General features: G+C 40.9%; 16 protein-coding genes. 6 read left to right on the top strand and 10 right to left on the bottom strand.

Annotated elements, in window-relative coordinates; all coding sequences use genetic code 11:
• Nucleotide 1: 1 nt before the first annotated feature.
• From fabG to MJO53_RS15180, 8 genes are all read right to left on the bottom strand, one after another.
• Entirely contained in the window at nt 2-751 is a 750-nt protein-coding gene (fabG, locus tag MJO53_RS15215; protein ID WP_224836951.1) for a 3-oxoacyl-[acyl-carrier-protein] reductase, read from the bottom strand.
• Nucleotides 752-858: 107 nt separating this feature from the next.
• Nucleotides 859-1731, bottom strand: coding sequence for a succinate--CoA ligase subunit alpha (gene sucD, locus MJO53_RS15210; RefSeq protein ID WP_252079729.1), 873 nt, complete (start codon nt 1729-1731; stop codon nt 859-861).
• 60 nt (nt 1732-1791) lie between these two features.
• Nucleotides 1792-2727, bottom strand: coding sequence for a UDP-3-O-(3-hydroxymyristoyl)glucosamine N-acyltransferase (locus tag MJO53_RS15205; RefSeq protein ID WP_252079728.1), 936 nt, complete (start codon nt 2725-2727; stop codon nt 1792-1794).
• A gap of 6 nt (nt 2728-2733) precedes the next feature.
• The gene (gene efp, locus MJO53_RS15200) at nt 2734-3300 is read right to left on the bottom strand and encodes an elongation factor P (protein ID WP_224836954.1); all 567 of its coding nucleotides are present in this window, start codon (nt 3298-3300) and stop codon (nt 2734-2736) included.
• Nucleotides 3301-3305: 5 nt separating this feature from the next.
• Complete coding sequence (gene lpxA / locus MJO53_RS15195; protein ID WP_224836955.1) at nt 3306-4091, bottom strand: acyl-ACP--UDP-N-acetylglucosamine O-acyltransferase; 786 nt, start codon at nt 4089-4091, stop codon at nt 3306-3308.
• Nucleotides 4092-5504, bottom strand: a complete 1413-nt coding sequence (locus MJO53_RS15190) for a bifunctional UDP-3-O-[3-hydroxymyristoyl] N-acetylglucosamine deacetylase/3-hydroxyacyl-ACP dehydratase (protein WP_224836956.1) — start codon at nt 5502-5504, stop codon at nt 4092-4094.
• Nucleotides 5488-6522, bottom strand: a complete 1035-nt coding sequence (gene lpxD, locus MJO53_RS15185) for a UDP-3-O-(3-hydroxymyristoyl)glucosamine N-acyltransferase (RefSeq protein ID WP_224836957.1) — start codon at nt 6520-6522, stop codon at nt 5488-5490. The genes MJO53_RS15190 and lpxD overlap by 17 nt, the downstream gene beginning before the upstream one ends.
• A 23-nt stretch (nt 6523-6545) precedes the next feature.
• Nucleotides 6546-7769 (bottom strand): HD domain-containing protein, encoded by a 1224-nt coding sequence (locus MJO53_RS15180; RefSeq protein WP_252079727.1) that lies wholly within the window; start codon nt 7767-7769, stop codon nt 6546-6548.
• A gap of 37 nt (nt 7770-7806) precedes the next feature.
• Between MJO53_RS15180 and MJO53_RS15175 the strand changes: the two genes are divergently transcribed.
• The 6 genes from MJO53_RS15175 (at nt 7807) to MJO53_RS15155 (ending at nt 12353) form a co-directional block, all read left to right on the top strand.
• Nucleotides 7807-9351: a PglZ domain-containing protein gene (locus MJO53_RS15175; RefSeq protein WP_252079726.1), complete on the top strand. Its 1545-nt coding sequence runs from the start codon at nt 7807-7809 to the stop codon at nt 9349-9351.
• Between the two features lie 4 nt (nt 9352-9355).
• Entirely contained in the window at nt 9356-9775 is a 420-nt protein-coding gene (tsaE, locus tag MJO53_RS15170; RefSeq protein ID WP_252079725.1) for a tRNA (adenosine(37)-N6)-threonylcarbamoyltransferase complex ATPase subunit type 1 TsaE, read from the top strand.
• 176 nt (nt 9776-9951) lie between these two features.
• Entirely contained in the window at nt 9952-10086 is a 135-nt protein-coding gene (locus MJO53_RS16965) for a hypothetical protein (RefSeq protein WP_286037769.1), read from the top strand.
• 92 nt (nt 10087-10178) lie between these two features.
• Nucleotides 10179-10724 (top strand): hypothetical protein, encoded by a 546-nt coding sequence (locus MJO53_RS15165; RefSeq protein WP_252079724.1) that lies wholly within the window; start codon nt 10179-10181, stop codon nt 10722-10724.
• A gap of 45 nt (nt 10725-10769) precedes the next feature.
• Nucleotides 10770-11969, top strand: coding sequence for an alanine dehydrogenase (locus MJO53_RS15160; protein ID WP_252079723.1), 1200 nt, complete (start codon nt 10770-10772; stop codon nt 11967-11969).
• Nucleotides 11970-11975: 6 nt separating this feature from the next.
• Nucleotides 11976-12353, top strand: a complete 378-nt coding sequence (locus tag MJO53_RS15155) for a DUF4258 domain-containing protein (protein ID WP_252079722.1) — start codon at nt 11976-11978, stop codon at nt 12351-12353.
• 8 nt (nt 12354-12361) lie between these two features.
• On the opposite strand, the gene MJO53_RS15150 is transcribed toward MJO53_RS15155, so the two are convergent.
• Nucleotides 12362-12994, bottom strand: a complete 633-nt coding sequence (locus MJO53_RS15150) for a hypothetical protein (protein WP_252079721.1) — start codon at nt 12992-12994, stop codon at nt 12362-12364.
• 54 nt (nt 12995-13048) lie between these two features.
• Nucleotides 13049-14224, bottom strand: a complete 1176-nt coding sequence (locus MJO53_RS15145; protein ID WP_252079720.1) for a proline dehydrogenase family protein — start codon at nt 14222-14224, stop codon at nt 13049-13051.
• Nucleotides 14225-14252 lie beyond the last annotated feature (28 nt).

Raw genomic sequence — 14252 nt, 5'->3', positions numbered from 1 at the left:
CTTATGTTAACATTCCACCATCAACGTTCAATACCTGTCCGGTGACATAATCAGATAAGTCCGATGCCAAGAAAACACAGGCGTTGGCAACATCCTCGGGGCTACCACCTCGTTTTAAAGGAATACCTTCCCTCCAACCTTGAACTGTTTTTTCGTCCAACTTTTCGGTCATTTCAGTTTCGATAAAACCTGGCGCAATGGCATTGCAACGTATATTCCTAGACCCTAGTTCCAAGGCAACGGATTTTGTAAACCCGATCATTCCTGCTTTGGAAGCTGCGTAATTGGTCTGACCCGCATTGCCTTTTACACCAACCACACTGCTCATATTGATTATAGAGCCTTTACGTTGCTTCAACATAGTACGTTGCACTGCTTTGGTCATATTGAAAACTGATTTTAGGTTGATTTCGATTACTTTATCAAAATCGTCCTCTCCCATTCGCATCAATAAATTGTCCTTGGTAATGCCTGCATTGTTGATGAGTACATCAATCCTGCCATCAAAATCCTCCAAGACCTTGGCAATAAGTGCTTCGGACTCTTCAAAACTTGCGGCGTTACTTTTATAGGCTTTGGCTTTGACGCCAAGTTTGGTCAATTCTTGTTCCAGTTCCAATGCTGGAGCTTCACTAGAGCTGTAAGTAAACGCCACATTTGCTCCATGTTTGGCAAATACTTCTGCGATTCCTTTTCCAATGCCCCTACTTGCTCCTGTTATAATTACGTTTTTCCCTTCCAAAAGTTTCATAAATCGATGGTGTTTGAATGGTTATTAACCAAATATAGTCGTTGTTTTATGTTTAGACGAAAAAAAATCCCGCATAAAACGGGATTTAGTATGGATTTAACGGTTGATTATCCAACCACTTCTTTAACTTTTACGCCAATTTCTGCGGGAGAATCCACAACATGGATACCACAGTCGCGCATGATTTTTTTCTTGGCCTGTGCGGTATCATCACTACCGCCTACAATAGCTCCGGCGTGTCCCATGGTGCGTCCGGCAGGAGCAGTTTCACCAGCAATAAAACCTACAACAGGCTTTTTGCTTCCGCTTTCTTTGTACCATCTTGCCGCTTCGGCCTCCAATTGGCCACCAATTTCACCGATCATTACCACACATTCGGTTTCCGGATCGTTGATCAACAATTCAACAGCTTGTTTTGTCGTGGTCCCAATAATAGGGTCACCACCAATTCCAATGGCTGTTGTGATTCCCAATCCCTGGCGAACAACTTGATCAGCAGCTTCATAAGTCAATGTTCCGGATTTGGACACAATGCCTACTTTTCCTTTTTTGAAGACAAATCCTGGCATAATACCAACTTTTGCCTCACCCGGAGTAATTACTCCTGGGCAGTTTGGACCGATCAACGTACAGTCCATATCCTTGATGTAATCGTTGGCTTTTACCATATCCGCTACGGGAATACCTTCGGTAATGGTAATGATCACCTTGATTCCTGCATCGGCAGCTTCCATAATGGCATCCGCAGCAAATGCGGGTGGAACAAAAATAATCGTGGTATCGGCACCAACTTCTTTTACAGCTTCGGCAACGGTGTTGAAAACTGGTTTTCCCAAATGTTCCTGACCACCTTTTCCTGGGGTCACACCACCGACTACGTTGGTTCCGTATTCAATCATTTGTTCGGCATGGAAAGTTCCTTCACTACCGGTAAATCCTTGTATAATTATGTTTGAATCCTTGTTTACTAAGACGCTCATATATTTAACTTAATGTAGATACAAAAATATGGTTTACTAAAGTTTTTTTCTATTGATTTCTTAAATCTTTTTTAGTTTTTTCAAGATTTCTGGAATCTTTTTGATGTATGCAATTTGTTTGAGTTTTTCCCGAGCTTCCTCTGCCGGGTAACCAAAATAGGTTTTACCGCCTTCCAGGGATTTGGAAATACCGGATTGAGCCAATATTACCGCCTTTTTCCCAATGGTAGCACCACTGGTGATACCCACCTGGCCCCAAAGTGTCACTTCGTCCTCAATAATGCAACAACCAGCGATACCTACGTGGGATGCGATCAAACATTTTTTTCCGATAACGGTATCGTGCCCCACTTGGATTTGGTTATCCAATTTAGCCCCTTCTTTTATGGTAGTTGAGCCTGTTACTCCACGGTCAATGGTGCATCCGGCTCCAATATCCACATTGTTCTCTATCACGACATTCCCACCAGAAAGCAATTTGTCAAAACCTTCGGGCCTGTTTTTATAGTAGAACGCATCGGCCCCCAACACGGTTCCTGCATGTATGGTTACGTTATCGCCCAATTTGCATCCATCGTAAATGGTTACGTTGGGATGAATTACGCAATTTTTACCAATTTCTACATGGTTGCCGATAAATACGTTGGGCTGGATAATGGTTCCCTCCCCTATTTTTGCAGATTCCGCTATGGATATTACTGCACTTTCAAAAGGTTTGAAATGACGCGTTAACTTATTGAAATCCCTAAAGGGATCATCCGAGACAAGCAAAGCTTTACCCTCTGGACATTCCACCTCTTTATTGATGAGAACTACGGTAGCCTTTGACTGCAGTGCCTTGTCATAATACTTGGGATGGTCCACAAATACAATGTCACCTTCTTCCACCACATGGATCTCGTTCATGCCCAAAACAGGAAAATCCTTATTCCCTACAAAATCGGCATCAATAAGTTCCGAAATTTCTTTTAAGGTATAGGTTTTTGGGAATTTCATTCAGCCTTATTCTTTGGAGCGCTCCAAATAGGAAGCTTTCTCCGTATCGATTTTTATCTTATCACCTTCGTTGATAAAAAGAGGAACATTGATCGTGGCCCCAGTTTCTACCGTAGCAGGTTTTGTTGCGTTTGTAGCGGTGTTTCCCTTCACACCTGGCTCAGTGTGGGTAACTTCCAAAACTACGCTTGCGGGCATTTCAACGGAAAGCGGCATGTTGTCCTCAGCATTGAAAATAATGGTTACCACTTCACTTTCTTTCAAAAGATCGTAAGCATCCAATGCGTCTCTTTGCAATGCGATCTGAGTGTAATCGTCGGTGTTCATAAAATGATATGTTTCACCTTCGTTGTACAAAAATTGATAGCTGCGTGTTTCTACACGGACGTCCTCAATTTTATGACCGGCGGAAAAAGTGTTGTCGATTACTTTTCCGGTGGTTACGCTCTTTAATTTGGTACGGACAAATGCAGGCCCTTTACCTGGTTTAACATGAAGAAACTCCACAATTTTGTAGATGTCGTTGTTGTACTTGATGCACAATCCTTTTCTTATATCTGAAGTACTTGCCATAAATTTTAGTTTGAACTGAAATATCCTTTCATAATTCCTCTCTGCGAATCTCTGATGAATTGAAGAATCTCATCCCTTTCCGGGGTTGCCTCCATTTCTGCTTCTATAATGGACGCAGCTTGGGAATTGTTATAGTTTTGTTGATAAAGTAGTCTGTAAATATTTTGAATCTCACGAATCTTATCGGATTCGAAACCTCTTCTTCGCAATCCAATGGAATTGATGCCAACATAGGAAAGTGGTTCTCTTGCGGCCTTTACATAAGGAGGTACATCTTTACGAACCAAGGAACCACCTGTTACAAATGCGTGGTTTCCAATGGATACAAATTGGTGAACTGCCACCATACCTGCCAGAACTACATTTTGACCTATGGTGACGTGTCCTGCCAAAGTGGAATTATTGCTAAATATACAACCGTCGCCCACCAAACAATCGTGTGCAATATGGCAATAGGCCATAATTAGACAATTGTTGCCGATTACGGTCTTCATCCGGTCGGATGTTCCCTTGTTGATAGTGGCGCATTCACGAATGGTGGTATTGTCGCCAATCTGGACCGTGGTATCTTCTCCTTGATATTTTAAGTCCTGGGGCATGGCCGAAATTACGGCACCGGGGAATATATTACAGTTTTTCCCGATACGGGCGCCCTCCATAATGGTCACATTGGAGCCTATCCATGTGCCTTCACCTATGGTAACATTGTTGTGTATGGTGGTAAAGGGTTCAATTACCACGTTTTTGGCAATTTTGGCCCCGGGGTGAACATATGCTAAAGGTTGGTTCATCTACGAATCTGTGTTTTTTGTTTTTACGATCTGCGCCATTAGTTCTGCTTCCGAAACCAACTTCCCGTTGGCATAGGCATAGGCCTGCATATGGCAAATTCCTCTTCGAATGGGAGAAATTAGATCACATTTAAAAATTAAGGTATCTCCCGGAACTACTTGTTGCTTAAATTTTACCTTATCGATCTTCATAAAGAATGTTAGGTAATTCTCAGGGTCGGGAACAGTGCTCAATACAAGAATTCCTCCTGTTTGAGCCATTGCTTCCACTTGCAATACCCCTGGCATTACCGGTGCACCAGGAAAATGGCCCACAAAGAACGGCTCGTTCATGGTCACGTTTTTTACGCCCACCACATGTGTGTCGGATAGTTCCAAAATCTTATCGACCAATAAAAATGGAGGTCTGTGCGGCAGTCTTGCCATAATTTCGTTCACATCCATCAATGGTTCTTGGTTCAGGTCGTATGTGGGAACTTTGTTCCTTTTCTCGATCTTTATGATTTTGGATAGTTTTTTTGCAAATTGGGTGTTCACAAAATGCCCGGGTTTGTTGGCGATTACTTTTCCTCTGATCCGGGTTCCGGCAAGTGCCAAATCGCCGATCACATCCAATAACTTATGACGTGCAGCTTCATTTGGGTGGTGCAAAGTCAGGTTATCCAAAATACCGTTGGGCTTAACGGAGAGTTTTTCTTTATTGAAGGCTTTCTCCAACTTTTTCATGGTGGATTCGGAGATTTCCTTGTCCACATACACAATGGCATTGTTTAGGTCCCCACCTTTTATTAGTCCATGCTCCAACAACATTTCGAGTTCATGTAGAAAGCTAAATGTGCGGGCATCGGCAATTTCTTCTTTAAAATCCGACATTTTTTCCAATGTGGCATTCTGTGTTCCCAAAACTTTGGTGCCAAAGTCTACCATGGTGGTTACTTGGTATTCTTCTGCGGGAATAATGGTGATTTCGCTTCCCGTGGTCTCATCTTTATAAGAAATCACATCTTTTACCACATACTCTTCACGTTCCTGCTCTTGTTCCACTATCCCGGCCTCTTCCAAAGCTTCGACAAAAAATTTGGAAGAACCGTCCATGATCGGAGGTTCCGGTGCATCCAACTCTATGAGAACATTGTCTATATCCAAACCTACCAAAGCTGCTAAAACATGCTCCGATGTGTGGATCTTGACTCCGTTCTTTTCCAGATTGGTCCCACGTTGGGTGTTTACCACATAATTGGCATCGGCCTCTATTATGGGTTCACCTTCGAGATCTATTCTTTTAAACGCAAAACCATGGTTTTCGTCAGCAGGAAGAAAACTCATTGTTACATTTTCCCCAGTGTGCAATCCTACACCTTGTAGGCTTACTTTTTTGGCTATTGTGCGTTGTTTGTTACTTGTTTTGCTCACCTTCAACTTTTTTTTCTATGTTGGAGATTTGATTTGCCAATTTTGGCAAATTCTTAAAGTGTACGTACGATTTGTTGAAATCACCATAATTTAAGGCAGGAGATCCCTGGAGTACTTCATCGTCCTTTACATTTCTGCCTATTCCGGATTGTGCCTGTATACGAACTCTATCGCCAATGGTAATATGACCTACGATACCTACCTGGCCGCCGATTAAACAGTTTTTGCCAATTTTGGTGGAACCAGCCACACCTGTTTGGGCCGCAATGGCTGTATGTTCACCAATTTCTACGTTGTGGGCAATCTGGATTTGATTGTCCAGTTTTACTCCCTTCCTTAATATAGTGGACCCTAGGGTTGCTCGGTCTATTGTAGTTCCTGCACCAATATCAACGTTGTCCTCTATAATAACGTTGCCTGTTTGGGGCACTTTACTATATTCTCCGTTGGCATTGGGCGTAAATCCAAATCCGTCCGCACCGATAATGGCACCACCATGGATTACACAGTTGTTGCCGATTATGGTTTCGGAATAGACTTTGGCTCCTGCAAAAACGATTACATTGTTTCCAATGGTCACGTTATCGCCAATGTAGGCATTGGGATAGACTTTTACATTATTGCCTATGTTCACATTGTTTCCGAGGTAAGCAAACGCTCCCAGGTAAAATTCTTCGCCATACTTTGCGGTTTCCGAAATATAACAGGGGTTTTCTATACCCACTTTGTTATTTTTAACCTGATTATAGTATTCCAATAATTTGGAAAAGGATTTGTACGCATCATCAACTTTGATCAATGTTGTTGTAATGGACTGCTCTGGAACAAAATCCTTGTTTACTATAGTAATGGATGCCTTAGTGGAATAAATATAAGAGGTGTATTTAGGATTGGCCAAAAAGGTCAACGACCCTTTTTCACCCTCTTCGATCTTAGATAATTTATGGACAGCGATTTGAGGATTTCCCTCAACTTCCCCCTCTAGGATTCCGGCAATTTGGGTAGCTGTAAATTTCATTGGTGCAAAAGTAACAAAATTTGTTAAACGGCTTTCTTAGGATAACAGCTATAATATTTGGTCACGGTTTTTGCCAGTGCTTTTAAGCTGAGTTGGTCCGATTCCTTCAGAACATCCGATATTTTGCCGTTACTCTTTAAAATTTTGATGGCCTCATCTTTGCTATAGGCCTTGTTGGATATCTCCCCTTGAAACACAAAATTGGAAGCTTCTTCTATGGAAAGATCGTGTTTTTCCATGATCCAATTCAATTTCTCTTCCATTTTTTCTGTGGAAAGGGCCCTTTTCTTTACCTTAACATGGAGCAGTCTTCTTTCCAATAGCATTTTGCAAAGTTTGGATAGGACAAAATCTTCATGGAATTGCCAAGTTTTCAGAGCTCCCAGGATATCCATATCATCAAGATTGGCAAAGGTCCTTAAAATTTCGGCATTAAATTTCAACGTGCCATTGTTCTTTAAAAAAAACAATAAGGGCTTGCTGCAGGTAAGTTCGGTGTTTTTACTCAAGAGAAGGCGGGCGCGTTGCATGACCCGGACCAATAATTGTTCCGCTACCAATCCAGTTTTGTGCAAATACACTTGCCAGTACATAAATCTACGGGCCATCAAAAATTTTTCCACCGCATATATGGCTTTCTCTTCCAACACTAAGTTTCCTTCCACTACATTGAGCATGGAAATAAGCCTTTCAGAATTTATGTTGCCTTCCGTTACCCCAGAATAAAAACTGTCCCGCTTTAAATAATCCAATCGGTCCATATCCAGTTGACTGGATACTAATTGGTTTAGAAAGGTTTTTGGGTAATCCCCCTTAAAAATGGCAATGGCCGTATCCAATTGTCCATTGAACTCTTTGTTGAGCTCCTGCATAAATTTTAAGGAAATCTGCTCATGGCTAATTTCCTTGGCAACAAAACCCTCCAAGGCGTGGGAAAATGGTCCATGACCAATATCGTGAAGCAATATGGCGCACAGAAGGCCTTTTTCTTCCTCTTCGGTTATGGGAACGTTTTTTATTTTTAGTACCTGGATGGCCTTCGTCATTAAATGCATACTGCCCAAGGCATGTGAAAACCGAGTGTGGTGTGCTCCCGGGTAAACCAAATAAGAAAGTCCCATTTGGGATATTCGCCTCAGCCTTTGAAAGTAAGGGTGTGCGATCAGACTAAAAATTAGTTCGTTGGGAGTTCCAATAAAACCGTAAATTGGATCGTTGAAAACATTAAGCTTATTGGTTTTTACCAAAGTTTTTTGTTTTATTTCCCACAAAGATAACTACTATATGAACAAGATTACAATTCTATGGGTCGATGATGAAATAGACCTGTTAAAACCGCACATATTATTTTTACAAAGTAAAGGGTACAATGTAGTTACGAGCCAGAGTGGACAAGATGCCATCGAGGAGATCAAGGAGACCTTTTTTGATATTGTGTTTTTGGATGAAAATATGCCAGGTCTTTCTGGTTTGGAAACCTTGACCGAAATAAAAAAATACGATGGTTCCATTCCTGTGGTGATGATCACCAAAAGTGAGGAAGAATACATCATGGACGAGGCGATCGGATCCAAAATCGCCGACTATCTTATAAAACCCGTAAATCCCAACCAAATTTTATTGTCCCTAAAAAAGAGTTTGGACAACTCCCGATTGGTATCGGAAAAAACTACAGCCAATTATCAACAGGAATTTCGAAAGATTGCTATGGACCTTTCCATGATCAATACATATGAGGAGTGGATGGAGCTGTATAAAAAATTGATTTATTGGGAATTGGAACTGGAACAGATCGAGGATTCCGGAATGTTCGAAATACTGGAATCCCAAAAAGTGGAAGCCAACTCGCAATTCGGAAAATTTGTGGACAAGAACTATAAGGAATGGTTCAAGGGCGATAACGCTCCCATTATGTCGCATACCTTGTTCAAAAATAAAATACAACCGGAGCTGGAAGGCAGTAAAACCCTTTTGGTGGTCATAGATAACTTAAGATACGATCAATGGTTGGCATTTGAGAAATCTTTATCCGTGCATTACAAGAAAAAACAGGAATGCGCATATTTCAGCATTTTGCCAACGGCTACGCAGTATGCCCGTAACGCCCTTTTTTCTGGCCTAATGCCCTCGGAAATGGAAAGGCGTTATCCGGATTGGTGGAAAAATGATACGGACGAAGGAGGGAAAAATCTTTTTGAAGCAGAGTTTTTGGGCGAACAATTACAACGTTTGGGGCTGGATTTAAATTGGGAATACCATAAAATTATCAACCTAAAGCAAGGAAAACAATTGGCCCAAAATTTTAAATCCCAAAAGGACAACGATTTAACCGTTTTGGTCTACAATTTTGTGGATATGCTCTCCCATTCCAAAACCGAAATGGAAGTGGTAAAGGAACTTGCTTCGAATGACAAGGCTTATCGTTCCCTTACCCTAAGCTGGTTTAAAAATTCCCCTTTGCTGGAAATCATTCAACAAGCACAAGACTTGGGAATGAAACTCATTCTTACCACCGATCATGGTACCATTAATGTAAAGCAACCTTCCAAAGTTATCGGTGATAGAGAAACTAGCTTAAATCTGCGCTACAAAACCGGGCGAAGCCTAACTTATCAAGAAAAAGAAGTGCTGGCAACAAAGAACCCACAAGAAATACATTTGCCCAACATTAACCTGAGCAGCAGTTTTATTTTTGCCAAGAACGACCTCTTTTTTGCCTATCCCAATAATTATAATCATTACGTAAGTTACTACCGCAACACTTATCAACATGGTGGGGTTTCATTGGAAGAAATGATTGTTCCTTTTGTAGTTTTGGACCCAAAATAAAGTTATGTCGAAGAGAACGTTTCAATTGAAGGAGATCCATGAAATTGCCAAGACTGTTTTGCAAAAAGCCCCGAACAAAGTGCTGTGCCTCTATGGCGAAATGGGCGTGGGCAAAACCACTTTGGTGAAGGCCATGGTAAAGGAACTTGGCGCGGCCGATGTGGCCAACAGCCCTACATTCGGTTTGGTTAACGAATATTCGGATAAAAATAACACCCCCCTGGCCTATCATTTCGATTTTTATCGACTCAACGATGAAATGGAGGCGTTGGATATGGGGTTTGATGATTACTTGAACTCGGATGCTTGGCTATTTATAGAATGGCCCGATAAAATATCGTCCCTACTACCGGAAGATGCTGTGGGGGTATTCTTGCATTTTATCGATGAAAACACACGTTCAATCGAGTTAAATATTTCTTAAAAGTCAATAGGTCTATATTCAAACAAATTATTGTTCTGGACGGGTCATTTTCGACAAAGTGTTGTTTTTTCGCGTTTAAAAACCAATTTTATCGATAAATGGCATGGAAAGTTGAAATATTTTCCTACATTTGTTCAGAAGAATGAATTCATTTATTAACCAAAAACTCTTTTACGATGAACACTAAAAAAGTTTTTTTTGGATTGCTAGCTGTTGCATTTTTGGCAATGACAGCTGTTTCTACAGATGTTGTTAAAGTTGACAAAGATCAAACAACTAGCATTAAAAAAAGTCAGCTAAAAAAATTATAGTAGACTTTATCCTAATTGTTTTAATAATCCCTTTTTTCGAGAAGGGATTATTTTTTTACAATAATCTTTTGTTTTTGTAGTTATCTACAACAATGAAGGACAAGGCCAGAATACGAAAGAAGTTTATTATAGAAGGGGTAGTTGCATTGCTTATCGCTGTTTCCCCAATATTTTTTTATGGATATAAGTACTTGCCTGTCGGTGTTACAAGCTGGAGTTTTCTTGGCATTGAATTTGGTGACAACGGATTTGATGATGTAAGTCTGGCATTTTATTATTATTTGAATAAATTGGTTCCCTTGATTTTATTGGTTGTTTGGTTCGTTACATCCAAGAATTGGTGGTACCATGCTATACTGATTCCCATTGCTATGTATAGTTTTCAATTGTTTACAGTTTTGAACTATTCTAACAGTGAGCGGATCGATGAAAATGAAATCTTGTACATAATTGCCGTAACCATGGTAGTGATTCCCGTTGTTTATTTTATTAGGGTCAAGTTGGTGGATAAACACGTACATGGCATCGATCTTGAGGCTATGGATACCGAACTTCAAATTCTTAAGGAAAAAGAGGAATTGCGCAAGGAACGCGAGAAATTGGAGCAACGCCAAAAGACTACTTCAAAAAAAATGTAAATTTGCTCAAATGCCCTTGGGGCGTTTAGAATAGATTTACCCTATATGAGCCAAGCTTCCTCTCCATTTAGCAAACAACAGTTACTTCCACAAGAAGAAACTTTAGAGATCGATAAACAAAAAGGTGAGCTTTTTATAGGTATCCCAAAAGAAAATCAATATCAAGAAAAGCGGGTGTGCCTTACACCAGATGCCGTTAATGCCATCACGGCACATGGGCATAGGGTCTTAATTGAATCCGGGGCTGGTGAAGGGGCCAATTTTTTGGATATAGATTATACCAACGCAGGCGCAGAAATTACCCGCGACACCAAAAAAGTGTTTTCTTGCCCTATAATCTTAAAAGTTGAGCCACCTACCCTTACCGAAATTGATTACCTGAATCCGCAGACCATTATTATTTCTGCCTTGCAGATCAAGACGCAGAACAAGGAATATTTTGAGGTTATGGCCAAAAAGCGATTGACGGCCATCGCATTTGAATACATTCGGGACGACGATGGTAATTATCCTGCAGTTCGATCCCTAAGCGAGATAGCTGGGATTTCCTCTATTTTAATAGCTGCGGAGTTAATGGCCATGCCCAGCGAGGGGAACGGTTTAATGTTCGGTAACATAAGTGGTGTGCCGCCTGTAGAAGTTGTGATTATAGGCGCTGGAACCGTAGGTGAATTCGCAGCACGTTCGGCCTTGGGTTTGGGCGCCAATGTAAAAGTTTTTGATAATTCCATCAGTAAACTGCGAAAATTACAGACCAACCTGAACCAGACCCTGTACACCTCTACCGTGCAGCCCAAGAACCTGATAAAATCCTTAAAACGTTGCGATGTTGCCATTGGTGCGACCCGAGGCAAGGACCGTTCGCCCGTTGTTGTATCCAGTTCCATGGTGGAAAATATGAAAAAAGGCGCAGTAGTTATAGATGTCAGTATTGATATGGGCGGTTGTTTTGAAACTTCCGAAGTGACCACACACCGGAAACCGACCTTCGAAAAATATGGCGTGATTCATTACGGTGTTCCCAATATTCCATCTAGATATCCTCGTACCTCTTCGATTTCCATTAGCAATATATTTACGCCGTATTTGTTAAAAATTGGTGAAGAAGGGGGATTGGAACATTCCCTTAGGTTCGACAAAGGTTTGCGCAACGGACTTTATATGTACCACGGTATTTTAACCAATAAATCGGTCGGGGATTGGTTTGGGTTAAATTACAACGATATTAACTTTCTTATTTTTTAATTGTAAATGGGTTTTTTGAAACGATTGGGGTGGTACTTGGTTGGACTATCCATAGGATTGATATTTTTAGTATTCTTTTTGAAGAAAAAATCAGGTGAAGGGGGAATCGATTTCTGCTATTTGCCCAATTGCAGGGTGCTCAAGGACATGCGATCCAAACCCTTGACTTTCTCCGAATCCCTACGCGAGCAGTACAGAGACACTCTGCTTATCCAATCTTTCTTTAAGGATGGCGATGTGGATTTTAGTAAAAGCGACACTAAATCCAAGCCATGCAAAACCTATTTTATCTCACACGATTACAATGGGGAAGAGTTGGAACTGAAAGTAAAAAATTGTGATAAAGACATTGAAGTTCAGGCAGTAAAACCGACTATTGACTAAAAATTCTATTATTCTTCCAGTTCTTTAAGGTTTTTCAGTAGTGTATTAAAGCTTAGAATGAATCTTTCATAAAAAAACATGTAGGCCTTATAAACCAGTACGGTAAGGATAAGGGTCAATGCAGTACCAAAAACTATAAGCCCGGGAATCACCAGCCCATGCTTGTTTTGCAACAACACTACAAGCTGTTCATTGTTGAAAAGCTCCCAAACAAAACTTGTTAAAAACGTTATACCAAACACTATGATGTTATAGTTTACATAGTACGTGACAAGTTGTTTGCTTTGCAATATTCGGGATAGCATCTCTCTAACCCCGATATTTGTTTTAATTGTATTGTAAGACCATAAAAATGCAGCAATAAAAACAGCCAATACCAAGTAATTTATTTTTTCCAAAATAATCAATGGCTTAAACTGCAAGAAAGATTCAGGGATGTCTTTTTGAAAATAAACTTGAAGTACTATTCCTAGAACACCCCAAAGAGCGAACTCTAACATTGAAAAAACAAATAGCTTTCGGGCGGTATTTAAAGCTAAAACAGACTCTTTTTTTCTGATAATAGAAAAATCGGGCACTGCATCTTCACCTGTTTCAAAGTTTAATTTTTTCCAACTCTTTTTTAGTAGGTCCAGTTCCATAAAAATGGGATTTGACCTATAAGTGTCCAAAAGTAGAGAATTGTTACAGTTTGGTTACTGATCCCCCAACTTCCTCCGCTTCCGTTCTTTGGTGATCAGGGCAAGCTCCCGGGATGTTTGTCCGGCAACCGAAGTGTTTTCCTCTGCTCTTCTTATCAGATAGGGCATTACGTCGCGAACAGGACCGTAGGGCAAGTATTTTACAGAGTTATAACCTTCTGCGGCCAAATTATAGGTAATATGGTCGCTCATGCCAAACAACTGCCCAAACCAAATATGTTCATCGTTCGATGGAACTCCATTCTTTTCCATAAGATCTACCAGTTTAAGGCTACTCTGCTCGTTATGAGTACCTGCGAAGATGATAAAATGTTCTAAATGCTCCATCATAAATGCAATGGCAGCATCATAATTTTCGTCCGTGTCCTTTTTGGACTTGCAGATCGGGCTTTCATATCCGTTTTCATGGGCACGATCGTTTTCCTTTTCCATGTAGGCGCCCCGAACTACCTTGGCCCCAATTTTAAATCCTTCCGAGGTGGCCAGTCCATATATTTTTTTAATATACTCCATGCGGTCCCAACGGTACATTTGAAAGGTATTGAATACAACGGCCTTCTTTTTGTTGTATTTGCGCATTAGGTCCAAAATCAGGTCATCCGCGGCATCTTGCATCCAACTTTCTTCGGCGTCTATCAACAGCGCAACATCCAAATTGTATGCTTTTTGGCATACTTTCTCAAATCTCTGTACAATTCTCCCCCACTCTGCTTGCTCAGATTCCGTAAGTTCCTTCCGTGCAGATACTTTTTCAAAAAGCTTAAAACGACCAAAACCCGTGGGTTTGAACACGGCAAAGGGCATGGCGTCTTTTTCTTTTACAAAATCTAGGATCTCCAAGGTTTTTTCCATGGTAAAATCGAACTGATTGTCCACCTCCTTGCCCTCGGCGGAATAATCCAAAATGGAATATACCCCGTTACCGTACATATTATCTATGATCGGCAGACAGTCTTTTTCGCTTACCCCGCCACAAAAATGGTCGAATACCGTTGCCCGGATCAACCCTTCTACGGGAAGATGCGCCTTTATGGCAAAATTCGTGACCGCAGTACCGATTCGTACCAGGGGTTCTTTGGAAATCATTTTAAAAAGAAAATAAGCTCGCTCCAGCTGGGAGTCCGACTTTAGCTCGAATGCTATTGCAGTATTCTCAAAATTTGGTCGCATTATTTACAATACATTAAAGATTCAAAGA

Source organism: Flagellimonas marinaquae (genome assembly GCF_023716465.1).
Lineage (GTDB): Bacteria > Bacteroidota > Bacteroidia > Flavobacteriales > Flavobacteriaceae > Flagellimonas > Flagellimonas alginolytica.
The sequence above is the reverse complement of the archived record's forward strand: the minus strand, read 5'-3'. Positions and strand labels throughout refer to the sequence as shown.